The sequence below is a fragment of the Methylocystis borbori genome, from assembly GCF_036576025.1.
Lineage (GTDB): Bacteria > Pseudomonadota > Alphaproteobacteria > Rhizobiales > Beijerinckiaceae > Methylocystis > Methylocystis borbori.
The window spans coordinates 19074-40700 of sequence record NZ_JAZHYN010000024.1 but is presented as its reverse complement, the minus strand read 5'-3'; the positions used below and the strand labels follow the sequence as shown (position 1 = coordinate 40700).

Sequence of the window (21627 nt, the reverse complement as noted above, 5' to 3'; positions counted from 1 at the left end):
TTAAGGCGCCCCCGGCGACGACACGCCAGGCGGCGCCAAACGAAGATCATTTTGGGACTTCCCAATTTTCCCGTGAAGGCGTCGCGATTGACCACGACGTTTCTTTATCGCTTGCGGCGGATCGTCCAGAATCCGGCGTGAAATTGCTAACGTCTCTGGCGCGTCTATGACGATGCGGGCGTTTGGCGCTGGCGCCGCGCTTTATGGAAAGCGCAGCGCCAATCCGCCGGACATCCTGATGATCGTATTATTGGCGGAGCCAGGCGTCGCCGTCGCGCTTCTGCTTATTTGACCGCTTCGAACTCGCTCAGAGCTTTCTTGGCATGTTTGGCGGCGGCCTTCAGGCGTCGGGTGGAGTGGGTGTCGTAGGCGATTTTCTTCGCGCTACGCAAATGCTTGATGCCGCGCTCGATGTGGAGGCTGGGTTCCTGCTTCTGGGCGGATTCGGCGTGACCGATTGCGTTCTCGACGTGCTCGATGAACGACGAGGCGTGATGCGGTTCTTCCCCATATTCGATAGCTTTTTTCGTCTCGCTGATCGCCTGTTCGAGGTGTTCGTTGGCGGCGAGAACGACTTGCGGCGCGGCGAATAGCGCGAGCCAAAAACCCATGAGAGCAATTGTCAATCGTCGAGTAATCATCGCCATCTCTCCCCAATTGCCGCCGTTTCTCTATTAGTTGCCGGCGAGGCGGAAAAATATGCCCCAATCCGGACTTACGGACAAGGCGGAGCCATTGGGGCGGGACGCCAGCAACCTCTTCCGCCGCGGCGGCGGCGCTGCGGCGGTCTCAAAGCCTCACCAGGTCCAACGCGCGCGTCCGCGCGCGAAATGATGATTGGCGATCGCGCGCTATTGCGCCTCGCCAGCGGGCGGCGCTGCATGGGCGGCGGGCTTGGCTTTGGCGGCCGCCGGTTTCGCGGCCGGCTTGGTGGCCTCCTTGGCCGCCGGCTTTTGCGCCTCCTTGGCAGGCTCGCTTGGCTCCTTGGCGGCAGCGGCCGGCTCCTTGGCGGGCTCCTTCGCCTCCTGCTTCGCGGGCTGTGCCGGCGCGGCGGGCTTGACTTCCGCCGCGGGCTTCGTCGGGCCGGAGACTTTCGTCCATGTCTCGCTCTGGCACAGGAAGGCGACGAGGCAGCCTGTCATCGTCAGCGACGTGGGCGTATCAAGCTTGATCTTGCCGATGTAGGTCTTGCCGCCTTCGGGATCGAAGATTTCGCCCTCCCAATAATTGGGCGCGGATTTGGCGGCGTTGCGCAGGACTTGCGGCGGCGGCGAACCGTCGGGCATCGGCTCGATTCCCTTGGCGCAGAGCTTGCCCGTGCAGTCATAAAATTCGAGCTTGTCGTCGGGATGGCCCTCGCGCACCCAGACGCCATAAATGGCGTCGACGGCGTGCGCGGCCGTCGGCGCGCATAGGGTCGCCGCCGCAGCGATGCAAAGAAGTGCTTTTTTCATGCCGTCGGCCCTTTTCTTGGTTGCGGCCATCCGATTCGACTCTGAGATCACGCTGCATTTCGCCGGTATCGTCAAAATGCAGGTCGCCTGCTCAGTCAAGTCGTCTCGCGCGCATCAGGAGATGGCGCTCGCGGCGGCCCAAGGAAGGCCGGCACGATGATGAAAGCCGCGAGCAGCGTGAAGAACAAAGATATCGTAAGTAAGGCGCCCATGCTCGACGTGCCGGGATGGCTCGAGAGATAGAGGCTGCCGAAGGCCACGCCGGTGACGAGGGCGCTAAAGAAAATCGCCCGCGTCAGGCTCGAGGCCAGCATATCGACGACGCCTTTGCGCCAGGCGATGACGTAATAGATGTGAAAGGCGACGCCCACGCCGAACATCAGCGGCAGCGCAATGATATTGGCGAAATTAAGCGACATGCCGAGCAGATCGGCGGCCTGTAGGCTCATAATGCCCGCAAGCACCAGCGGGCCGAGCGTGAGCGCGACGTCGATCGGATTGCGCAGCGCCACCACCAATATGATGAAGATCGCGACAAAGGCGTAAAGGCCGGCTTCGAGGAAGGCGCGGGTGATGGTCTTTTGCGCTTCCCACACGATCACCGGCGGGCCGCTCGCGTCCGGCGCGATGGTCTGGATCGCCGCGGCGAATTTGGTCATCACGACGCGGTCGTTGCTGTCGCCCTTGGGCGTGACTTCGACGCGCACCGCGCCCGTGTCCGAAATCCAGTCGCGGCGCAAATCCTGCGGCAGATTATCCACGGTGACGCGCTTGGCGTCGAGCGCCTGACGGATTTCGGCGACCATTTTGTTGAAGCCGTCGAATGCCGCCTCGCGCGCGGCGACGCGCGTCTCCGGACTCGCCTTGGCGAGCGCGTCGAGATCGTCGGCGAAGCGGTTGAGTTCGGGAATGGGTCTTTTCGCCGTGGCGCGCCGCAACGCCTTAGCGGCGGCGGTCAGCGCCTTCACCGTCTCGGCGTCGCTCGGCGCGGGTTTGACTTTCGGGTCGAGGACGCCGCGCAATTGCGAGACCGCCATGTCGACGAGCGCCAGCTTTTCGGTCTGCTCCTTGGGAATGAGCGAATCGATCGAATCGACGTGATCGACTTCCGGAAGCGCCAAGACTTTCTTCTCCAATTCGCGCGCGGCGTCGAGCGAGGGCGCAAGCGCCTCGATCTTGTTCGGCGCGGTCTTGGGGTCCTTTGTGAGGTCGAGGAAGGTCGCGACCGATTCGACTTTCTGGTCGCGCAGATTCATCGGATTGGAGTCGAAGGTCAGATGCATGAGCGCCGGCATGCCAGCGAGCACGACGACGGCGGTGGCGATGAGCACGAAGAGCCTGTGATGGGCGATCCAGTGGTCCACCGTCGCGAGCGAGGCGGCGCCGATCGGCACATGTTCGGCGCTCGGACGCAACAGCTTGATCGCCGCCGGCAGGAAGGTGAGCGTCGCGATATAGGCGACGATCATGCCGACGCCGGCGATGAGGCCAAGCTCGGAGACGCCCCGAAAGGAGGTCGGCAGAAAGCAGAAGAAACCCGCGAGCAGCGACACCGCCGCGAGCGTCAGCGAACCGCCGATGCCGCGCGTCGCCGCAAGCAGCGCGCGTTCGAGATCATTGTCGCCATGCCGTTCTTCGCGATAGCGGGTCGCGAACTGAATGCCGAAATCGACGCCGAGACCGATGAACAGCGCCATGAAGGCGACCGAGATCAGGTTGAACTGCCCGATCATCAGAATGCCGAGTCCCGACGTGATGGCGAGGCCGGCGAGCAGCGTGAGGAGCACCGAGAGAATAAGCTTCGGCGAACGCAGCGCCGCGAAGAGAATGAGCGTCACCACGGCGAGCATGCCGATCGTGTTGAACGCCATATTCTCCGAGATGGTGGAAAATTCGTCGTCGGCGAGCGGCACCTGACCGGTCAGGCGCAACTTGATCCCGTGTTCTTCGTCGAGATGGAGGGCGGCCGCGGCGTCGCGCACCAGACGGATCTGTTCCCCGCCGGGCTGAAGATCGGAATATTGGATGATCGGCTTGACGATCACGATGCGGCGCTTGTCCATTTCTGGCGCGGTCGGCGCAGCGCCGCCGCCCGAGGCAAGCAGCTTGCTCCAGTCGACCTCCGCCTTCTGGCCGGCGAGCGTCGCCTCGAACACCCGCGAAAATTCCTCGACGCCGGCGAGATACATTTTCATCGTGCGCTCGCCGCCCGACGCCGATTTGAGATTGCCGACGAGCACATTCGACAGGCCGCGCAGGGTGGGGTCTTCGGCGAGCGGCTGCAGCACCGAGCGCTGGCCGATCATCACGCCGACATGTTTCTCGATGTCGGCGAGCGGCAGGAACAAAAGTCCGTTCTGGCGGAAGAATTCATGGTCATCCGGCCGCCAGACGCGGGCGACGTTCGGTTTGCCTTGCAGCGCGTCGTTGAGGCGCTTGGCCGCGTCGTCCGCCTCCTCGCCCGTCTTGGCGTCGATGACGACGACGATCACGTCGAGAAGCGACGGAAAGGCCTTGTAAAGCGCCGCTTCGTTCTTGCGCCACGGGATGTCGGCCGAGAAAAGATCGCCGGTCTCGGTGTTGATCGCGAATCGCTCGATCGTCACATAGACGCCGCCGACCGTCAGGCAGAGCGTGAGGAAAACCACGGCCCAGGGCCAGCGGAGGCAAAAGGCGACCAGTTTTTCGAGCATTTAATCTCCCGTTTCTGGGACGAGACCTGTAGGAGCGGGGAATAACGCTCTCGGGTCGAGTCCTCTATACAGGCGCGCCGCGCTGCAACCAAGGCGGCTTCTGCGCCAAGTTTAATGATCGTTATTTGCGACAATTTGACGCATATCGATCCTCAAAGATAGCTGAGCCACCACAAGTCGCGCCGTCGGCGCTTGACGCCCGCGAACCAGCGGCATGCGGGATAAAGGACGAAAACCGCTGCGATCCAGACGACATAGGCGCCAAGGAGCCCGACGCCGAACTCGGCCGGCGGGGCGCTCGACTTCACGAAGGCGCCGATGTCCGCCAGCGTATAGCCGCGCGCCAGAGCCAGCGCGAGGGCGGCGGCGGCGCCGAGGTAAAGATGCAGGACGTAAAAAAAGAGCGGCGTGCGTCCGAAAAGATCGAGCGCGCCGCCCAGACGCCCCAAAAGCCCTTTGCCCATGCGCTCCAGCGCCGGCAGGGCGAGGGCCGCGCCGCCGAGCGTGACAAGTAGATAGAGCAGCGAAGGCGGGTATTTCGTCACATTGAGGAAGGAGAGCAGGGTGAAGAGCGCGTCGCTTTGCGCGCTCCAGGGGCGCGGGTCGCCGTAAATATTTGAGGCGCGCAACAGGACGAAGAGGACGAGCGCCGCCGCGCCGCCGAGATGCAGCGCATGGTCGCGCCGCTTCTTCGACTCGAGGAACAGCGGGCCCATGCCAAAGCCCAGCGCCGCGACGCCGATCCATGGCAATGCCGGATAGAGCACGGAGCCAGGAACGCCAAGCGGCAGCGGCCCGCGGTCATGGAGCAGGCTCCACCAGGGGCCGAAGGCGCCAAGATCGGCTGCGTGGACGCCGTCGAGGAGATTGTGGCCGAAGATGATGGCGAGGCCCACGCCGAGCGTCGCGCGCAGCGGCAGAAGCGACAAGCCGGCGAGGGCAAGAAGGCCGCAGCCGATCGCCCAGAGCGTGCCAAGTTCAATGCGCCCGAAGCCCAGGCTCCAAAGGGGGCTGACGATGAAGGCGTCGAGAAAGATCAGCCAGAGGCCGCGAGTCGCGAGAAAGCGCGACAGCGCGCCCGCGTCCTTGACCTTCTCGCCATAGAGATAGGCGCCGACGCCGGCGAGCAGGGTGAAGGTCGGCGCGCAGAAATGCGTGACGAAGCGCGTCAAGAAGAGAAAAGGATAAGTGTGATCGAGATCGGTCGGCGAGAAGCGCAGAGTGTCCGCGTCGAAAAAATCGCGTATGTGATCGAGCGCCATGAGCGCCATGACGAGGCCGCGCAGCCGGTCGATCTCCGGCAGGCGGTGCTTGTCGTGTAAGGCGTCCGCTGGCCCTGCGTTCATCCAAGCTTCGCCAGGCCGGGAAAGGTCTCGAGCAGCCAAAAGGACATGTCCTGCACGCCGCCGCTCAGGAATGCGACGCCGGTCAAAATGAGCGCCGCGCCGACGATCTTTTCGACCTTGCCGAAATGCTTGCGAAAGCGCGCGACGAAAGCGAGGAAGCGTCCGAGCGCGAAGCCGGCGGCGATGAAAGGCAGGCCGAGTCCGAGCGAATAGGTCGCGAGCAGGGCGGCGCCCAGAGGCACCGTCTCTTGAGCGCCGGCGACGGCGAGGATCGCCGCGAGAATGGGACCGATGCAGGGCGTCCAGCCGAAGGCGAAGGCGAGGCCCATCACATAGGAGCCAAACAGCCCCATGGGCTTGGTGATCTCGGCGCGCTTCTCGCGATAGAGCAGGCCGACTTTCAAGATGCCAATGAAGTGCAGCCCCATCAGGATGATGACGGCGCCCGCGGCCCAGGAGAGGATATGCAGATTGGCGCGCAGCACGCCGCCGAAGGCGCTCGCCGTGGCGCCGAGCGCGACGAAGACCGTGGTGAAGCCCAGCACGAAGAGGATGGAGGAAAAGAGAATGTCTCGCCGCGCCGCCGAGCGCGTCTCGATTTCGAGGTCCTCCATGCTGACGCCGGCGAGATAGGTGAGATAGGGCGGCACCAGCGGCAGCACGCAGGGAGAAAGAAAGGACAGGAGTCCCGCCGCCGCCGCCGCCGGGAATGTCACGTCCGCCATTTCAATCCTCGTTATAAGGGTCTGGCGTCCTTCGCTGCGCCTAGCGCGGCGCGCCGGGAGAGGCCGAACGCTCAGACAGAAAAAAGCCCCGCCGAAGCGGGGCTCCGTCATGCGGGGCGAAAGATTTAGTCGTTGCGCTGGCCGAACAGGAACAGCAGCGACTGGAACATGTTGATGAAGTCGAGATAGAGCGAAAGCGCGCCGAATATGCTCTTCTTCTGCGCGACCTCATAGCCGTCGCTCTCGTAATACATGTCCTTGATGTTCTGGGTGTCCCAGGCCGTGAGGCCGGCGAAGACCAGAACCGCGATGATCGAGAGCGCGAATTGGAGGCCGCTCGACTGCAGGAACAGATTGACGAGGCCGGCGATCACGAGGCCCCAGACGCCCATCACCAGGAAGGAGCCGAAGGCCGACAGATCGCGCTGCGTCATGTAGCCATAGAGGCTCAGGCCGCCGAAAGCCGCCGCCGTGATGAAGAACACCCGCGCGATGGAGACGCCGGTGAAGACGAGCAGCAGGGAAGAGAGCGACAGTCCCATCACCGCGGCGAAGGCGATGAAGAGATTGCGGGCCGTCCCCGCCGATATCGAATTGGCGCGCGCGCCGAGGAAGAAGATGAAGGCGAGCGGCGACAGAATCACCACCCAGCGCAGGGGAGTCGCATAGAGCGCGTGGCCGAAGGGCGTCAGCGCGATGGCGCCGGGCGCGACCTTCTCGACGGCCAGCATATAGACGCCGAGCGCCACGACGCCGGTCACGGCGAGGCCGAGCGTCATATAGTTATAGACGCCGAGCATATAGGCGCGCAGGCCCTGGTCGATCTCGGCCGTCGTCGGCCGCGCGACCCCGCGCCCGTAACCGAAGCTGGTGTTGCGGTCGAAATTGGACATTTGATCCTCTCGATCTCTCATGGCTCTGCTATCGCGCGTAAGGACAGGGTCGCGCGGCTTCGAGCCTCGCCCGGAATATGGCTTCGCTTCAATTGCGTGGCAAGCCGTCTGTGGATGAACTCTTGTTAAGGTGTTCTTAAGACGATTATTTAGCATTTTACGGCGACGCGCGGGGGCGCCGGTTCGGCGTTATTCGCAACACCGCGCGCTTTTATCAAACGGGGCGCATTCATTAAACGCCATTGTGTTCATGTGCTTTTGGGCGTTTTCCGCCCGATTCGCGTCTTTTATTGCGCCGCAGCGAAAGCTTGCCTCCCTGCCTTCGCGCGCGCCCCGGGCCGATAGGGCCTGCTTTGTCAGCCAGAGTCGCATATTTTTTTGCAATACGGCATAGCGGCTGATCGCCGCACGCTTGCCGGCGCCGCAAAATCCGCTAACATCAAACAAAAGGGCGTCGTCCGACCCCCTTGCTCGGCTCCGGGAGCTCGTGCGGCGCAAGCTCGTCCCCGAGCGTTGCGTGTCCTTTTCGCATGAACCCAGGAGGGAAATATGCGTGATGGCGATCCCGACGCCTCTTCGAGGCCGGTCGCGGGAGTTGCGATCTCTGCTTTGCGCGTCCCCGCTCGGCCGGCTGGCCGCGCCTGCCTGAAACTCGTTTGCGCCGCCGCGATCGCCGCCTTTTGCCTCGGGGCGAGCGTCCCGGCGCAGGCGCATGGGCGTCTTGGCGCGGCGGAGGGCCGCTGCCGGCTATTCGTCGGGCCGGACATCATGAATTTTACCGGCTATCTGCCTGAGGCCTCGAAGAACGAGTTTTGCGAGGACATTCCCGCCACGGGGCCGATGATCATGGCGCTCGACGCCGAGCAGGACGAGCTGCGCGACATGAAGATCGAGCTGCGCATCGTCAAGGATGTCGGCGGCGAGGATAAGGAAAACGAAAATCTCGAAGCGGTCACCATCGCCTATCAGCCGCCCAAGAGCTATCCGACGGGCACGGTCAATTTCGAGCACAATTTCACCGAGCCGGGATATTTCGTCGGCATCGTCACGGTGACGGGCGATCACGGCGAGCGCTGGGTGTCGCGCTTCCCCTTCTCGGTCGGCATGAGCTTCATGCGCGACCTGCCTATCTATGCGAGCCTGACGCTCGGCACGATCGCGGCGTTCTTCATCTATCTCGTGCATCGCCGCCGCACGCCCGAGCCTGTGAAGAAGGCGCCGACGCCGCCAAAGAGCGATCCGGATCACGATCCGGGACCCGAGGCGACGCCCGCGGAATGAGCGACGCGGCGCCCCTCGGGGGCGTCGCTATTCCGAACCGCCGTCGATCTGCCGGCCGATCTGCGCGATCGCCCGCTGATAGACCGTGGCGGCGTTCCACGCCTGAATCGCGCCGAAGTTGGATTCGCCCGGCTGATAGCCGCCGCCCGCGCGCCAGCCGTGCGCCTGCAGGAAATTCGCCGTGGCGTAGAGCGCCGCGGCGGAGTTGTCGAGATTGCCGCCGCCCCCGTAGTTCAGGATATTCTTGGGCAGGAACTGGGTCTGGCCGATCTCGCCATGCATGGATCCGCGCGCATTCGGCGACAGCGCGCCGCGGTCCACCAGCGTCAGCGCGGCATAGAGCTGGTCGGCGAAATAATCCGAACGCCGGCAATCATAGGCGAGCGTCGCGACGGCCGAGAGCGCATGCTGATTGCCATGCACGGCGCCAAATCCGGTCTCCATTCCCCAGATCGCGAGGAGCGGTCCCGGCGGCACGCCATAGCGCTGCTGGATGGATGAGAAAAGCGCGGCCTGAGACTGCTTGAGCGCGCGGCCGCGCGCGACGATGGCGGAGCCGCCGCGCTTCGCCAGAAACTGGTCGAGCGAAAGATGAAAGCTCTTCTGACCCCGGTCGGCGGAAATCGTCGGGGCGTTGTAATGCGTGTTCATCAGCGCCGAAATCCCCGCCTGGCCGATGCCGCGCGACTCCGCTTCGTCGGCGAACTCGCGCTTCCATGTCTCGAAGCCGCCGGGGCCCGAACCGCATCTCGCGGCCTGTGCGGAAAAGGACGCGGTCCACGCGCCAAGGAAGACCAGCGCGGCGAGAGCCGACGTTTTCTTAAGGGGAAGGGACATGGGGCGAGCCTCTCATTTTAAAGAGATTCTGGCGGGAGCCTAAACGCTTTCAAGCCTGGCGGGCGATCCGCGGACCGTCCGCGAAAATGTGGCGACGCGACCGGGGCGAGCGCTTCGCCCCGGCAAGGTTTCGTCAAAAACGGATTAGTTCGGCCAGCAGCGGCGGCCGTAAGGTCCAAGATGGAAGCCGGGCGGGCAGGGACGTCCAAAGCGATAACCGCCCCATTGTCCACCCCACCGGCAGCCGCCATAGGGTCCACGATGGCCGTAGGGGCCGCAGCCGCCGTAAACCTGTTCGATCGGAGAGTCGCCCGCGACCGGGGCGACCGGCAGGGCGTAGGCCGGCGCGGCAAGGCCCGCCGCCAGGGCGAGCGCAAGAAGCATTCTCTTTTTCATCTATCTCTCACTTTCCTTGGCGTCATTATTTCTTTCAAAGGCGCGGGTCGTGGAAGACGCGCTCGCCGAATATCCGACCGACTTGGCGAGAGAAGCAAATTATATTTCGCCAAGCCGCGAATATGGCAAATGTTCTCACATTGTTCTTGCTACGCCCGGGCGATGTTACACTTGACATACCAAGCGCCAAGATGTAGGTTTTGAGCATCGGAGTTCAAAGCTATGGCCGCCTCGGTTCTCAATGCCCCGCAATTTCAGAACGAAGACGCGGCTTTCGCTTACGTCGAGTCGCGCCTTTGGCCGAACGGCCCGGTTTGCCATCATTGCGGAAACGCCGATGAGAAGCGCATGCGCCGGATGCAGGGCAAAACCACCCGCAAGGGGCTTATCAAGTGCTACGAGTGCGGCAAGCCGTTCACCGTGCGCATGGGGACTATCTTCGAGTCGTCTCATCTGGCGCTGCATCTTTGGTTGCAGGTCATCCATCTGATGTGCGCCAGTAAGAAGGGCATTTCGACCCGCCAAATTCAGCGGATGCTATCTTGCAGCATGAAAACCGCGTGGTTCCTGACCCATCGCATCCGTGAGGCGATGCGATCTGGCGACTTGTCGCCGCTGGGCGGCAATGGCGTCACCATCGAAATTGACGAGACTCTTATCGGCCGCCAAGAGGGCTCGCCCCCACGCAAGGGTCTTCACGGCTTCCAATTCCGCAACATCGTCCTGACCCTTGTCGAGCGCGGCGGTCGCGCCCGTAGCTGGCATGTGGACGGGACTACCGTTGGCACCCTCATGCCGATCATTCGCGCGAACGTTGCGCGCGAAACCGCCGTCATGACCGACACTGCTAGCTGGTATAAGAACCTCAACAAGGATGGTGGTTTCTCTAGCCATGACAGCGTGAACCACACCGCCGAAGAATATGTTCGCCGCGATGGCGCGAAGATCATCACCACCAACACCGTCGAGGGCTACTATTCGATTTTCAAGCGCGGCATGAAAGGCGTCTATCAGCATTGCAGCGAACGCCACCTGCATCGCTATCTGGCCGAATTTGACTTTCGCTACTCCAATCGCGAAAAAGTCGGCATAGATGATGTGGCGCGGGCCGAACTCGCCCTAGAAGGTTTCAAGGGCAAGCGGCTCACCTATCAAACGGCTCGCTACTGAAAGAGCACTCTATGGCGAAAGCCGCCAAATGCGGCGATGGAAAGCCGCGAAGAAAGCCAAAGCCTAAGGCCAAATTAAGCGACGAAGCGCAGTATAAGTGCTTCGTCGCGATGGCACGCGAAGTTGAAGCATCAGAAAATCCTAGCGATTTTGATAGGGCCTTCAAGAGCGTGACGACCACTCCAAAATCTAGCATTATGTCTCATAATTCACCGCCCGGAAAATTGAGAGGATAAGGCGAGATGCGCTTAATAGGGTCCTTTGTAAAAATGGCGGAGCTGCATGGGCCCGACCATTCACTCAAATTCAATTGAACACCCATGGAACGGGTCAATTCTTCGCCATAGCTCTGCTCTGAGAAGAATCTTCTGAAGCAAAAGGCGCACGCGTCGGCCACCTGCAAAATTGGGGCTTGTGACTTTTCAGCAAATTGAACCCCGTCCTGTATTTGTGAAATACCTTGCCGGTATCTGCCGTTAATTTCAAGAAGATGCGGAGGAACATAAAGAGTTTTAGTAATTTCGAACATACCCCTGAGTTTAGATCGCATATCTGGAACATCTTCTGCAATTAATGTAGCAATTTCTTCTTTGTCACACCTCTCTCTTAAATAGGCATCAGCTTGCAGCGCACATTGCATGAACGCCCGCGCGTGGTGCCACTGCGATAATGAAAAATGGCCATTCAACCCAACTTGATCAATAATATCTTGGTCCCCAGCATCCCTGCGTATTTTACCAAGCGCTATACTCAATCCAAACTTCACTGGTATCGCCGCGAATGCAGCTATGAGCTTCAGACGATCCTCTATTGCCCAGTCTTCGCGATATTTTTTATCCCCCCAGATAGACTTTGCATGGAAATGAAAATTTTGGCGGTATCTCTCAGGAACAGTAGTTACTAAATCAGAAATTTCTTTGCGGACAGCTGCCCAATGATCATCCGGCTTCGTAATTACCCCTACGACGACAGTGACCGGCTCCCGCGCTGAAGTGCCAGCCTCGTCAAGATATATGTAGCGCATAGGTATTCCAGGGGCCAAATTCCCCCCGAATAGCGACTTAAACGGTTCGCTCAAATCAACGGGGGCGTGACGGCCAAATTCTATAACGCCTCGTTCTTGGTACGTAAAGTGTAACATCGCCTACGCCCGGGCTGGGCGATTAGGCTTGCGCGAGGATTTTCGCTGGGCGCCGGCGTTCGCCGATGGCGGTTTATTTTTTGAGGAGACGGTCATGGCGGTGCGCGTTGCGACAGTCGCTTTCGAAGGCGTCGAGGCGCGCCCCGTCGACGTTCAAGTGCAGATTTCGAGCGGCAGCGTCGTCTTCAACGTCGTCGGCCTCGCCGACAAGGCCGTCGCCGAGTCGCGCGAGCGCGTGCGCGCCGCGCTCATCGCCTCCGGCCTCGCTTTGCCGGCCAAGCGCATCACCGTCAATCTCGCGCCCGCCGATATGCCGAAGGAGGGCAGCCATTACGATCTCCCCATCGCGCTCGGCGTCATGGCGGCGATCGGCGCGATTCCTTCAGACGCGCTCGACGGCTTCGTCACGCTCGGCGAACTTGCGCTCGACGGCACGCTGACGCCCGTCGCCGGCGTGCTGCCGGCGGCGGTCGCGGCCAATGCGCGGGGCTTCGGACTCATCTGTCCGCGCGACTGCGGGCCGGAAGCGGCCTGGGCGTCGCGCGACATGGACATCATCGCGCCGCGCTCGCTCATTCAGCTCGTCAATCACGTCAAGGGCGCGCAGGTTCTGGCGCGGCCGGAGCCCGCGACGCGCAAGCTTGCGACCGACCAGCCCGACCTTTCCGACATCAAGGGACAGGAAAGCGCCAAGCGCGCTTTGGAGATCGCCGCCGCCGGCGGCCATAATCTCCTGATGAGCGGGCCGCCCGGCGCCGGCAAATCCATGCTCGCGGCGCGGCTGCCCTCGATCCTGCCGGCGCTCACCCCGCGCGAATTGCTCGAAGTCTCGATGATCCATTCCATCGCCGGACAAATCGCGGGCGGCGAATTGACGGATCGTCGCCCTTTTCGCGCGCCGCATCATTCGGCCTCCATGCCGGCGCTCGTCGGCGGCGGAACGCATGCGAAGCCCGGCGAGATTTCGCTCGCGCATAATGGCGTGCTGTTTCTCGACGAACTGCCGGAGTTTCAGCCGCAAGTCCTCGACAGTCTGCGCCAGCCGCTCGAGACGGGCGAGATCGCCATCTCGCGCGCCAATCATCGCGCCGTCTATCCGGCGCGCTTCCAGCTCGTCGCGGCGATGAATCCCTGCCGCTGCGGATATGCGCTCGATCCTGGCTATGCCTGCAAGCGACAGCCCAATGAGCGCTGCGTCGCGCAATATCAGGCGCGGCTTTCCGGCCCGCTGCTCGATCGCTTTGATCTGCAGATCGAAGTGCCGGCCGTGACCGCCGCCGATCTCGTGCTGCCCCCGCCCGCGGAAGGCTCGCGCGAGGTCGCGGCCCGCGTCGCGATCGCCCGCGAAATTCAGCGCGCGCGCTATGAGGCGATCGGCCTGCCGCATATCGGCGCCAACGCCGGCGCGCCGGCGGCTGTGATCGAGCGCGTCGCGAAGCTCGATGCGCCGGGGACGGCGCTCATTCGCGAGGCTTCGGAGCGTTTCGCGCTCACCGCCCGCGGCTTTCATCGCGTGTTGAAGCTGGCGCGCACCATCGCCGATCTCGACGGCGCCGAAGCGGTCGGCCGCCGGCATCTCGCCGAGGCTCTGTCCTATCGCGCCGGCCTTGCCGCGGGGCGGCTCGCGGCGTGACGACGACGTCGAAAAGCGTCGCGATTCTTGCAGCGCCGCTCATAGCGTTGTCGCTCGCCGCTTCGATCTTCGCCGCGCTATGTAAATGGCGGCGCGTTGCGCGGACGAGCTTGACGAAATCCGCCCCGGAACCCACAAGGCGCGAGATCGAAGGCGGCGACGCGCGCAGGCGCCGGGACAGCGAGAGAAGGACGGTTAGATGGACTGGGTCATCCTCTTTATCGGCAGCGTGTGCGAAGTCGGCTGGCTCGTCGGCATGAAATACGCCGACGGATTCACGCGGCTTTGGCCCTCGGTCGTCATGGTGTTCTTCATGGCGGCGAGCGTCGGCTGTCTGGGCATCGCCGTCAAAACCATTCCGGCCGGCACCGCCTACGCCGCCTGGACCGGCGCGAGCATCGCGGCGGCGACGCTCGTCGGCGTCTATCTCTTCAACGAGCCGGCGACGGCGCTGCGGCTCGGCTCGATCGGCTTTATCATGCTCGGGATCGTCGGCTTGCGGCTTGGGGGCGTCGATCCGTAATCGTTCAAATCCCGATCGCTTCAGTTGAAGCGATCGGGAATGACTGGCGAGTCAGAAATAGCTTTCGAGCGTTCCGCGCCGGCGCACGTCGAGCGTCGCGCAATGGAAGGCGCCGCCGAAAGCCGCGTAATGCAGGAACGGCGCGGGGATCGGCTCATAGCCCCATTGCTCCATCTGCCGCATCATATTTGTGTGATGCGGATCGACGATCACGCGTTTCTCGTCGACCATCAGAATGTTCATGCTGAGCCATTTGCCGCACATGGACGTGATCTTGAGAATGCGGTCGTTGATCGGATCTGGCTCAGGCGCGACGAGAACGTCCCATTTCTTCAAAATGTCGGGCAATTCGTCGGGATCGATATATTCGGGATTGATGAGCAAGCGTCCAGGCCCGAGCGGCAGGATCGTCGTGTCGATATGCATCGGGTTCGGGCAGCGGCTCTTGATCTCATGGATGCGATAGCCGTCGCCAAGATGCCGCCGCAGCCAGTCGATGCCCATGGCGTTCGTCACATTGGAGCGCGTGACGAAAATATCGCGGCCGCAGCGGAAGAAGTCGGCGGCGTCGAAGACGGGCTCGAATTCCGTGAGGATGTAGCGGAGCGGCTCGCCCTTCTCGGGCAGCGTGAAATCGGGGTCGAAGAGTTCGTCGGTGAGTTGGGGCTTGGGCGCCGAGGTCCAGCGCGCGCCGCGCTTAAAATAGTCCTTCAGGATCGGTCGATAGCTGTGCGTCTCGAAATAGCGGCAGGGCCAGGCCATGGGCGTTTCGAGAATCTCGTCGCCGAAGACGAGCATGGAGTCGCGCGGGCAGGAATTGCAGAAGCCGCGCGAGGACCAATAGGGCGTCGAAAATTTCGCCTTGTGATTGAAAGGCTCCGGCCGCGTCACCGTGACGCCGAGCGATTCGAGCACCTTGATGAAATTGTCGAGCTCCTCCTGGGCGGGCTCGATCATGAATTTGGGGAAACGAAAACCCGCGGCGAGCGATTGGGCGCGGGCGGCCATGCCGGGAATATTGCAGGTGACGACCGGATGGTCGGATGGAATGGTCGAGCCCTCCAGGCGACCGACAATGATTTCTTCCAAAGGATCCCATTCATTATGGGAATTGACCGGACATTCGGCCGCAACGGCCGCGGCTTCCGCAGACGTATGTATATTCATATGTTGATCCCGCCCCTAGGTCCTTTCCTGCCCAACTATTAGCCGTGTTTCCGCTGGGCTTCAAACCGGCAGGGAACGCTGGGCCGCCCCATCCCGGGTGAACCTGCGCTTTGCGTAAGCGCCTGCGGCGCGGGCGGCTTGCCTTTTCCTGCGCCTTGCGACATAAGGCCCGCTTCATAGAACCGCCCGGCCAGTGATGGGCTGCCGTGGCGGTTCTTTCGCTCGCGCGAAGCGGCGCCGGCCGGATGAGGCAGGCGCTTTAAGAACAACGGGCCAAGGCCCAGGAGAGCAAAATGCCCAAGCTGAAGACGAAATCAGGCGCGAAAAAGCGCTTCAAGATCACCGGCACAGGAAAAGTTGTTTACGCCCAGCAGGGCAAGCGCCATGGCATGATCAAGCGGACGAACAAGCAGATTAGAAATCTGCGCGGGACGAACGTGCTGTTCAAGACCGACGGCGACAACGTCAAGAAATACTTCCTGCCCAACGGCTAATCGCCCTCGGGACCTGTCCGCGCATCTTTCTTAAGGAGTTTCGTCATGGCTCGCGTCAAACGCGGCGTCACCTCGCACGCCAAGCACAAGAAGACCCTCAAGGCCGCCAAGGGCTTTTACGGCCGCCGCAAAAATACGATCCGCGCCGCCAAGGCCGCCGTCGACCGCTCGATGCAATATGCGACGCGCGACCGCAAGGCCAAGAAGCGCACCTTCCGCGCTCTGTGGATCCAGCGGCTCAACGCGGCCGTGCGCGAGCATGGCCTCACCTATTCGCGCTTCATCGACGGGCTGGCCAAGGCGGGCGTGACGGTGGACCGCAAGGTCCTGTCCGAGCTCGCCATTCATCAGCCGGAGGCCTTCGCCGCCATCGTCGCGCAGGCGAAGTCGGCGCTGCCGCAGGCGGCGTAAGCCTCAATCGGCCTCCCGCCGATTCGATCGCCAAACTTTTCGTCTTCTGGCGGGATCAATTTCCCGCCGGGGCGGTTTCATCTTCGAGGCATGCATTTCATGCATCCAGGAGGATGAAATGGCATCGAAGTCGAGAGTGCGCCAAATTTCGGCGAAATTGCTGGACCGCGCCTGTGCGGCGCTGGGGGCCATCGTCAAAACGCCCGAGCCGCAACTCCGGCCCATCCCCGTTCGCGTCAACGACCATCGACGGCTGCGCTAGCAGCGCTTGAGGGGCGCGTCATCGCGCATTTTTCTTACGACCCGATTTGATCAGCTTGCCGTCTGCGTCGTGGTTGGCGTCAACGTAATGCCCTTCAGCGCCGCGCATCATTTTCATCGGCTCCGCGCCCACGCCTCTGACGGCCTTCATCTCGATCACGCATAATCGAAAAGAGCGGGACGCGATGTCGCGTTTTCCGCCGAAAGGGATTCCGCTTCCGCGCGGAAAATGCGTAAATTCGAGTGCGCGTTCATGATTCATGAACGCAGTCGGGCCGCGGCGAGGACGCGCAATGAGCGAGAATTACGATCTCATCGTCATCGGCGGCGGCCCCGGCGGCTATGTCGCCGCGATCCGCGCCGCGCGGCTCGGCCTCAAGACCGCGGTCGTCGAGCGCGAGCATCTCGGCGGCATTTGCCTCAACTGGGGCTGCATTCCAACCAAGGCGCTGTTGCGCTCGGCGGAAATCTATCGGCTCGCGAAAGAAGGCGCGCAATTCGGCGTCGGCGTCGCGCCTGCGTTCGACGCGGCCGGCATCGTCGCCCATTCGCGCGCGGCCGCCGCGCGCCTTAACGCCGGCGTCGCCTTTCTGCTCAAGAAGAACAAGATCGATGTGATCTGGGGCGAGGCGACGCTTGCGGGCAAGGGCGAAGTCCGGGTCGGCGCGCCGACGAAAGCCCCCATGACGCCGCAATTGCCGGCGCCGAAGGCGACGCTCGGCGAGGGCGTCTATCACGCGAAGCATATTATTCTCGCGACCGGCGCGCGCCCGCGCGTATTGCCGGGATTGGAGCCGGACGGGAAATTGATCTGGACCTATTTCGAAGCGATGAAGCCCGAAGCTTTTCCGAAATCGCTGCTCATCGTCGGCGCTGGCGCGATCGGCGTCGAATTCGCCTCCTTCTACCGGACTTTCGGCGTCGCTGTGACCCTGGTCGAGGCGCTGCCCCGCATCCTTCCAGCCGAAGATGAAGAGATCGCCGCGCTCGCGCATAAATCCTTCGTCAAACAGGGGATCGACATTCGCGTCGCGACGACGGTCGCGGGCGTCGAGAAAAAGGCCGACGGCCTCGTCGTTACGCTGAAGGGCGCCGATGGCGCGACTGAAACGATGGAAGTCGAGCGCGCGCTTTCGGCGGCCGGCGTCGTCGCCAATGTCGAACATCTCGGGCTCGAGCAACTTGGCGTCGCGCTCGAACATGGCGTCATCAAGATCGACGGTCTCGGGCGCACTTCCGTCGAAGGCGTTTACGCCATCGGCGACGTCGCCGGCGGCCCGATGCTCGCCCATAAGGCGGAGCATGAAGGCGTTTCCTGCGTCGAGGCGATCGCCGGCGCGGCGGCGCATCCGCTCGATCGATCGCGCGTGCCCGGCTGCACCTATTGCCATCCGCAAGTCGCCTCCGTCGGCTTCACCGAAGCGAAGGCGAAGGAGCAGGGGTTCGAGTTGAAGATCGGCCGTTTCCCCTATCTCGCCAATGGCAAGGCCATCGCGCTCGGCGAGCCCGAGGGATTGGTGAAGACGATCTTCGACGCCAAGAGCGGACGCCTGCTCGGCGCGCATCTCTTCGGCGTCGAGGCGACCGAGCTGATCCAGGGCTTCGTCATCGCCATGAATCTGGAGACGACCGAGGAAGAGCTGATGCGCACGATCTTTCCGCATCCGACTCTCTCGGAGACGATGCATGAAAGCGTGCTCGCGGCTTACGGCCGCGCAATCCATATTTGAGGCGTTTCACGCCTGCAGCACATAGGTTCCCGGCGCGTCGCAAAGCGCGGGACCCATGACGGGCGGCGGGACGGGCGCGCCGGATCGCGCCTCTAACCAGGCGATCCAAGCCGGCCACCACGAGCCTTCCTTCATCGGCGCGAGCCTGAACCATTCGTCTGGGTCGGCGTAATGGGCCTGTTCGGTCTTGGTCGCGACCCGATAGCCGCCGCGCTTCTTCGCCGGCTCTGAGACGATGCCGGCGTTATGGCCGCCCGTGGTCAGGAGAAAGGTGACCTCCGTATCCGCGAGCAGATGAATTTTGAAGACGGAGCGCCAGGGCGCGACATGGTCGCGCTCCGCGCCGACGGCGAAAATCGGGGCGCGAATGTCATGCGCGGCGATGGTGCGTCCGTCGACGCGCAGCCGTCCCTCGGCGAGATCATTATTGAGGAAGAGCTGGCGCAGATATTCCGAATGCATCTTGTAGGGCATGCGCGTCGCATCGGCGTTCCAGGCCATGAGGTCGGTCATCGGCTCGCGCTCGCCCATGAGATAGGATTTCAGCGCATAGGACCAGACGAGATCGTTCGAGCGCAGCAGACGGAACGCGCCCGCCATTTGCTTGGCGTCGAGATAGCCGTGCTCCCACATCAGGTCTTCGAGGAAGTCGAGCTGGCTTTCATTGATGAACAGCGTCAATTCGCCGGCTTCAGTGAAATCGGTCTGCGCGGCAAAGAGCGTCAGGCTCTGCAGACGCCGGTCGTCGTCGCGCGCCATGGCGGCGGCGGCGATCGACAGCAAGGTGCCGCCAAGGCAATAGCCGGTCGCGTGGATCTTGCGGCCCGGCATGAGCCGCGAAACGACGTCGAGCGCGGCCATGACGCCGAGCCTGAGATAATCCTCCATGTCGAGGTCGCGGTCGTCGGCGCCGGGATTCTTCCAGGAGATCATGAAGACCGTGAAGCCCTGCGCGACGAGATAGCGTACGAGCGAATTATGCGGCGAGAGATCGAGAATGTAATATTTCATGATCCAGGCCGGGACGATGAGCACGGGCTCGGGCCGCGTCGTCTCCGTCGTCGGCGCATATTGGATGAGCTCCATCAGCCGGTTGCGATAGACCACCTTGCCGGGCGTCGTCGCGAGATTGCGTCCGGGCGCGAAAGCGTCGGCGCCGAAGGGCTTCTTGCCGCCGGCCTGGCGCTCCATGTCTTCGAGGAAATTTTGCAGACCGCGAACGAGATTGAGGCCCCCGGTCTCCATCGTGCGCTTCAGCGCTTCGGGGTTGGTGAAGAGAAAATTTGACGGGGAGAACATGTCGAGGAATTGCCGCGAGGCGAAGTCGACAGCCTTTTCATGCTGCTTGGTGACGCCACCGACGTCGGTCGTCGCATTGTGCCACCACTGCTGATTGAGCAGAAAGCCCTGATAGAGGAGCGTATACGGCCAATGCCGCCATGCTTCTCCGGCGAATCGCTTGTCCTGAGGCAAGGGCTCGATACAGGGCGAGGAGCCATTTTGCTGCAGGGCGCAGCGCCAGGCGAAATTGGCGAAACGCCAAGATTTGCGCACCGCCTTGTCGACAAGCTGCATCTGCTTGCCTGGCGAGGAGGCGAGATGGATCGCCCAATCTCCATAGGCCTCCGCCATGGCGGCGGGCGACAGGCCGCCGGTCAGCTGCGCGACGCTCGCGTGGAGGGTGCGGTCGATGACGTCGCCCAAAGCCGCATAGCCGAAGGAGCCGCCGTCTGTCGCGCGTTCGGCGGCGAGAAAGGCGCTCGGCAGGGCGTCGACGAAAGGTTTCGGCGTGAGCGCGGGCGCGCTTTCATCGCGAGGAGGGGTTTCTTTTCCGCTCGAAGTTTCATTCGTCCGCGCCGCGGTCGCCTGGGCGACGTCATCCGTCATTACGGGATCCTTTGGAGGCTTCGGGCCGAGCGCCCGAATTCAGGGAGCTTATGCTGCATCGCAACATATATATTGTGATGCAAAATACGAGAGCCTATGCTCGTTATTTAGGGCTATCTTGCTCAAATGAAGGGAGGCTGACGGTTAGGAGATCGCCGTGAAAGCAATTCTTGTCGTCCTTTCATTGGCTCTGGCGCTTCATGCGAACGCGGCGGCGGCCGCCTTGAAGCTCGGCGACCAGGCCCCCGATTTCTCCCTTCAGGCGGCGCGCGCCGGCAAGGATTTCTCCTTCTCGCTCAAGGAGGCTTTAGAGAAAGGGCCGGCGGTTCTTTACTTCTATCCGAAGTCCTTTACCCGCGTCTGCACCGAAGAGGCGCATGAGTTCGCGGAAGCCATGGATCAATTCGCCGCCATGGGCGCGAGCGTGATCGGCGTTTCCGGCGACAGGATCGACACGCAGCGCGAATTTTCACGGCTCGAATGCCGCGATAAATTTCCGGTCGGCGCCGACCCCGATTTCAAAGTCATCAAGGCCTATGACGCCGCCTTCAACGTTCCTGTCGCGGGCGCGATCTTCGCCAACCGCATTTCCTATGTCATTTCGCCTGACGGAAAAATCCTGTCTGTCGTGGAAGATTCAGGCGCGACGAAACATATCGAGCGCGCGCTCGCCGTCGTGAAGCAGTGGCATGATGCGCAAAATAAATGAGACGTTCACGCGCGCCTGAAGATCAGCCAGCGAAGCAGCAGGATTTGCGCGAGGACCGCCGCGAAATGCGTGTGCCAGTCGACAAAGACGGCGCAGGGCTCGTTTTCGTCTCCGCAGCCGAAACTTGTTTCGAGCGGGCCATTCGCCGCCGCGGCGAAGGGAAAGCCGAGCGGGAAGGAGAAGAGGCGCATCCCCTGCCGGGCGAAGCGTCCGGTCGCGCGCAGACGATCCGAAATATCGTAATCGTCATAGGCGTTGGCGTAGATCGTCAGAACGATGAAGGAGCCGACGACGGCGATCGCCGCATAGGCGAGCCAGAATTTGCGCGCCGCGCTGCGCCATATACTTTGCGGCGCGGGCTCCGTCACCCCTTCTTGGCGCGGATGCGGATGATCACGTCGCAGCCGACGATTTCCGTCCCCTCGGGCGGCGCCGGCAGACGCGCGAATTCGACCGATCCGTCGACCGCGTCGAACATCCGGCCCGTCGCTTCATCCATGAAGTGATGATGCGGCGAAGTGCGCGTATGAAAATAGGTGCGCGGGCCCTGCACGGCGATTTCGCGCAACAGTCCCGCTCCAGCGAATTGATTGAGCGTGTTATAGACCGTGGAGAGCGACATCGTCAGCCCAGCTTCGCGCGCCTCGGCGTGAAGCGCTTCCGCGCTGACATGCCGGTCGCCGTTGCCGAACAGCAGCCGGCTCAGCGCCAGCCGTTGCACGGTGGGGCGCAGACCCGCGTTGCGGAGCCTTGCCTTGAGTTCGGTAGATTTCGTACCGCTATCGTTGGATTGTTCGCGCAACTTGATCGAACGGTCGAAACTTGTCGTCGAAGGTTGATGAGTCATTCCTGCCTGCTGCGAGAACTACTCGCTCC

At 62.4% G+C, this 21627-nt stretch carries 23 protein-coding genes; 9 read left to right on the top strand and 14 right to left on the bottom strand.

The window, feature by feature from the left end; genetic code table 11:
- Window positions 1-166: 166 nt before the first annotated feature.
- The gene (locus V3H18_RS09675; protein WP_332081821.1) at window positions 167-292 is read left to right on the top strand and encodes a hypothetical protein; all 126 of its coding nucleotides are present in this window, start codon (window positions 167-169) and stop codon (window positions 290-292) included.
- Here V3H18_RS09675 and smbP read toward each other — a convergent pair.
- The 6 genes from smbP to V3H18_RS09645 form a co-directional block, all read right to left on the bottom strand.
- Complete coding sequence (gene smbP / locus V3H18_RS09670; RefSeq protein WP_332081820.1) at window positions 285-647, bottom strand: small metal-binding protein SmbP; 363 nt, start codon at window positions 645-647, stop codon at window positions 285-287. The two genes, V3H18_RS09675 and smbP, sit on opposite strands and share 8 nt — an antisense overlap.
- A gap of 204 nt (window positions 648-851) precedes the next feature.
- Window positions 852-1454, bottom strand: coding sequence for a DUF2147 domain-containing protein (locus V3H18_RS09665; protein WP_332081819.1), 603 nt, complete (start codon window positions 1452-1454; stop codon window positions 852-854).
- Between the two features lie 95 nt (window positions 1455-1549).
- A complete protein-coding gene (locus tag V3H18_RS09660; protein ID WP_332081818.1) occupies window positions 1550-4147 on the bottom strand; it encodes an MMPL family transporter in 2598 nt (865 codons plus the stop codon).
- 152 nt (window positions 4148-4299) lie between these two features.
- On the bottom strand, window positions 4300-5493 hold the full coding sequence (locus V3H18_RS09655) for a DUF1624 domain-containing protein (protein WP_332081817.1): 1194 nt from the start codon (window positions 5491-5493) through the stop codon (window positions 4300-4302).
- Window positions 5490-6218 (bottom strand): cytochrome c biogenesis CcdA family protein, encoded by a 729-nt coding sequence (locus V3H18_RS09650; RefSeq protein ID WP_332081816.1) that lies wholly within the window; start codon window positions 6216-6218, stop codon window positions 5490-5492. The genes V3H18_RS09655 and V3H18_RS09650 overlap by 4 nt, the downstream gene beginning before the upstream one ends.
- Window positions 6219-6343: 125 nt before the next feature.
- Entirely contained in the window at window positions 6344-7111 is a 768-nt protein-coding gene (locus V3H18_RS09645) for a Bax inhibitor-1/YccA family protein (protein ID WP_332081815.1), read from the bottom strand.
- A 549-nt stretch (window positions 7112-7660) separates the two neighbouring features.
- Between V3H18_RS09645 and V3H18_RS09640 the strand changes: the two genes are divergently transcribed.
- Entirely contained in the window at window positions 7661-8392 is a 732-nt protein-coding gene (locus V3H18_RS09640; protein WP_332081814.1) for a hypothetical protein, read from the top strand.
- A gap of 27 nt (window positions 8393-8419) precedes the next feature.
- Here the strand turns inward: V3H18_RS09640 and V3H18_RS09635 are convergent, their stop codons facing one another.
- The gene (locus V3H18_RS09635; protein WP_332081813.1) at window positions 8420-9229 is read right to left on the bottom strand and encodes a lytic murein transglycosylase; all 810 of its coding nucleotides are present in this window, start codon (window positions 9227-9229) and stop codon (window positions 8420-8422) included.
- A 144-nt stretch (window positions 9230-9373) separates the two neighbouring features.
- On the bottom strand, window positions 9374-9625 hold the full coding sequence (locus V3H18_RS09630) for a GCG_CRPN prefix-to-repeats domain-containing protein (RefSeq protein ID WP_332081812.1): 252 nt from the start codon (window positions 9623-9625) through the stop codon (window positions 9374-9376).
- Between the two features lie 222 nt (window positions 9626-9847).
- Between V3H18_RS09630 and V3H18_RS09625 the strand changes: the two genes are divergently transcribed.
- Window positions 9848-10795, top strand: coding sequence for an IS1595 family transposase (locus V3H18_RS09625; protein ID WP_332081811.1), 948 nt, complete (start codon window positions 9848-9850; stop codon window positions 10793-10795).
- A 202-nt stretch (window positions 10796-10997) separates the two neighbouring features.
- Here V3H18_RS09625 and V3H18_RS09620 read toward each other — a convergent pair whose 3' ends face one another.
- Window positions 10998-11819: a DUF3800 domain-containing protein gene (locus V3H18_RS09620; protein ID WP_332081810.1), complete on the bottom strand. Its 822-nt coding sequence runs from the start codon at window positions 11817-11819 to the stop codon at window positions 10998-11000.
- Between the two features lie 211 nt (window positions 11820-12030).
- On the opposite strand from V3H18_RS09620, the gene V3H18_RS09615 reads away from it, so the two are divergent.
- Both V3H18_RS09615 and V3H18_RS09610 read left to right on the top strand, forming a co-directional pair.
- On the top strand, window positions 12031-13569 hold the full coding sequence (locus tag V3H18_RS09615; protein WP_332081809.1) for a YifB family Mg chelatase-like AAA ATPase: 1539 nt from the start codon (window positions 12031-12033) through the stop codon (window positions 13567-13569).
- A 199-nt stretch (window positions 13570-13768) separates the two neighbouring features.
- A complete protein-coding gene (locus V3H18_RS09610; protein WP_332081808.1) occupies window positions 13769-14092 on the top strand; it encodes a DMT family transporter in 324 nt (107 codons plus the stop codon).
- Between the two features lie 51 nt (window positions 14093-14143).
- Here V3H18_RS09610 and V3H18_RS09605 read toward each other — a convergent pair whose 3' ends face one another.
- Window positions 14144-15259: an amidinotransferase gene (locus V3H18_RS09605; protein ID WP_332081807.1), complete on the bottom strand. Its 1116-nt coding sequence runs from the start codon at window positions 15257-15259 to the stop codon at window positions 14144-14146.
- Between the two features lie 293 nt (window positions 15260-15552).
- Here V3H18_RS09605 and rpmI point away from each other — a divergent pair, with 293 nt between their 5' ends.
- Both rpmI and rplT read left to right on the top strand, forming a co-directional pair.
- Complete coding sequence (gene rpmI / locus V3H18_RS09600) at window positions 15553-15753, top strand: 50S ribosomal protein L35 (RefSeq protein ID WP_014890449.1); 201 nt, start codon at window positions 15553-15555, stop codon at window positions 15751-15753.
- 45 nt (window positions 15754-15798) lie between these two features.
- Entirely contained in the window at window positions 15799-16164 is a 366-nt protein-coding gene (rplT, locus tag V3H18_RS09595) for a 50S ribosomal protein L20 (RefSeq protein WP_332081806.1), read from the top strand.
- Between the two features lie 280 nt (window positions 16165-16444).
- On the opposite strand, the gene V3H18_RS09590 is transcribed toward rplT, so the two are convergent.
- Entirely contained in the window at window positions 16445-16585 is a 141-nt protein-coding gene (locus V3H18_RS09590) for a hypothetical protein (protein ID WP_332081805.1), read from the bottom strand.
- Between the two features lie 133 nt (window positions 16586-16718).
- Here V3H18_RS09590 and lpdA point away from each other — a divergent pair, with 133 nt between their 5' ends.
- Window positions 16719-18155 carry a dihydrolipoyl dehydrogenase gene (gene lpdA / locus V3H18_RS09585; protein WP_332081804.1) on the top strand — a complete coding sequence of 479 codons (1437 nt, stop codon included), beginning with the start codon at window positions 16719-16721 and terminating at the stop codon, window positions 18153-18155.
- 6 nt (window positions 18156-18161) lie between these two features.
- Here lpdA and V3H18_RS09580 read toward each other — a convergent pair whose 3' ends face one another.
- Window positions 18162-20042: a PHA/PHB synthase family protein gene (locus tag V3H18_RS09580; protein WP_332081803.1), complete on the bottom strand. Its 1881-nt coding sequence runs from the start codon at window positions 20040-20042 to the stop codon at window positions 18162-18164.
- 157 nt (window positions 20043-20199) lie between these two features.
- Here V3H18_RS09580 and V3H18_RS09575 point away from each other — a divergent pair, with 157 nt between their 5' ends.
- Window positions 20200-20751: a peroxiredoxin gene (locus V3H18_RS09575; RefSeq protein ID WP_332081802.1), complete on the top strand. Its 552-nt coding sequence runs from the start codon at window positions 20200-20202 to the stop codon at window positions 20749-20751.
- Between the two features lie 5 nt (window positions 20752-20756).
- Here V3H18_RS09575 and V3H18_RS09570 read toward each other — a convergent pair whose 3' ends face one another.
- Together V3H18_RS09570 and irrA are read right to left on the bottom strand one after the other, a co-directional pair.
- Complete coding sequence (locus V3H18_RS09570; protein ID WP_332081801.1) at window positions 20757-21119, bottom strand: hypothetical protein; 363 nt, start codon at window positions 21117-21119, stop codon at window positions 20757-20759.
- Entirely contained in the window at window positions 21116-21598 is a 483-nt protein-coding gene (gene irrA, locus V3H18_RS09565) for an iron response transcriptional regulator IrrA (protein ID WP_332081800.1), read from the bottom strand. Before irrA ends, V3H18_RS09570 begins: the two co-directional genes overlap by 4 nt.
- Between the last annotated feature and the right edge of the window lie 29 nt (window positions 21599-21627).

Excerpts from the sequence above, each read along its gene's own strand:
- V3H18_RS09665 (WP_332081819.1), bottom strand. The coding sequence starts at position 1,454 with ATGAAAAAAGCACTTCTTTGCATCGCTGCGGCGGCGACCCTATGCGCG.
- V3H18_RS09620 (WP_332081810.1), bottom strand. The coding sequence starts at position 11,819 with ATGCGCTACATATATCTTGACGAGGCTGGCACTTCAGCGCGGGAGCCG.
- V3H18_RS09625 (WP_332081811.1), top strand. The coding sequence starts at position 9,848 with ATGGCCGCCTCGGTTCTCAATGCCCCGCAATTTCAGAACGAAGACGCG.
- V3H18_RS09675 (WP_332081821.1), top strand. The coding sequence starts at position 167 with ATGACGATGCGGGCGTTTGGCGCTGGCGCCGCGCTTTATGGAAAGCGC.
- rpmI (WP_014890449.1), top strand. The coding sequence starts at position 15,553 with ATGCCCAAGCTGAAGACGAAATCAGGCGCGAAAAAGCGCTTCAAGATC.
- V3H18_RS09580 (WP_332081803.1), bottom strand. The coding sequence starts at position 20,042 with ATGACGGATGACGTCGCCCAGGCGACCGCGGCGCGGACGAATGAAACT.
- V3H18_RS09660 (WP_332081818.1), bottom strand. The coding sequence starts at position 4,147 with ATGCTCGAAAAACTGGTCGCCTTTTGCCTCCGCTGGCCCTGGGCCGTG.
- V3H18_RS09640 (WP_332081814.1), top strand. The coding sequence starts at position 7,661 with ATGCGTGATGGCGATCCCGACGCCTCTTCGAGGCCGGTCGCGGGAGTT.
- V3H18_RS09610 (WP_332081808.1), top strand. The coding sequence starts at position 13,769 with ATGGACTGGGTCATCCTCTTTATCGGCAGCGTGTGCGAAGTCGGCTGG.
- V3H18_RS09655 (WP_332081817.1), bottom strand. The coding sequence starts at position 5,493 with ATGAACGCAGGGCCAGCGGACGCCTTACACGACAAGCACCGCCTGCCG.
- V3H18_RS09630 (WP_332081812.1), bottom strand. The coding sequence starts at position 9,625 with ATGAAAAAGAGAATGCTTCTTGCGCTCGCCCTGGCGGCGGGCCTTGCC.
- rplT (WP_332081806.1), top strand. The coding sequence starts at position 15,799 with ATGGCTCGCGTCAAACGCGGCGTCACCTCGCACGCCAAGCACAAGAAG.
- V3H18_RS09650 (WP_332081816.1), bottom strand. The coding sequence starts at position 6,218 with ATGGCGGACGTGACATTCCCGGCGGCGGCGGCGGCGGGACTCCTGTCC.
- V3H18_RS09645 (WP_332081815.1), bottom strand. The coding sequence starts at position 7,111 with ATGTCCAATTTCGACCGCAACACCAGCTTCGGTTACGGGCGCGGGGTC.
- irrA (WP_332081800.1), bottom strand. The coding sequence starts at position 21,598 with ATGACTCATCAACCTTCGACGACAAGTTTCGACCGTTCGATCAAGTTG.
- V3H18_RS09605 (WP_332081807.1), bottom strand. The coding sequence starts at position 15,259 with ATGAATATACATACGTCTGCGGAAGCCGCGGCCGTTGCGGCCGAATGT.
- V3H18_RS09635 (WP_332081813.1), bottom strand. The coding sequence starts at position 9,229 with ATGTCCCTTCCCCTTAAGAAAACGTCGGCTCTCGCCGCGCTGGTCTTC.
- smbP (WP_332081820.1), bottom strand. The coding sequence starts at position 647 with ATGGCGATGATTACTCGACGATTGACAATTGCTCTCATGGGTTTTTGG.
- lpdA (WP_332081804.1), top strand. The coding sequence starts at position 16,719 with ATGAGCGAGAATTACGATCTCATCGTCATCGGCGGCGGCCCCGGCGGC.
- V3H18_RS09615 (WP_332081809.1), top strand. The coding sequence starts at position 12,031 with ATGGCGGTGCGCGTTGCGACAGTCGCTTTCGAAGGCGTCGAGGCGCGC.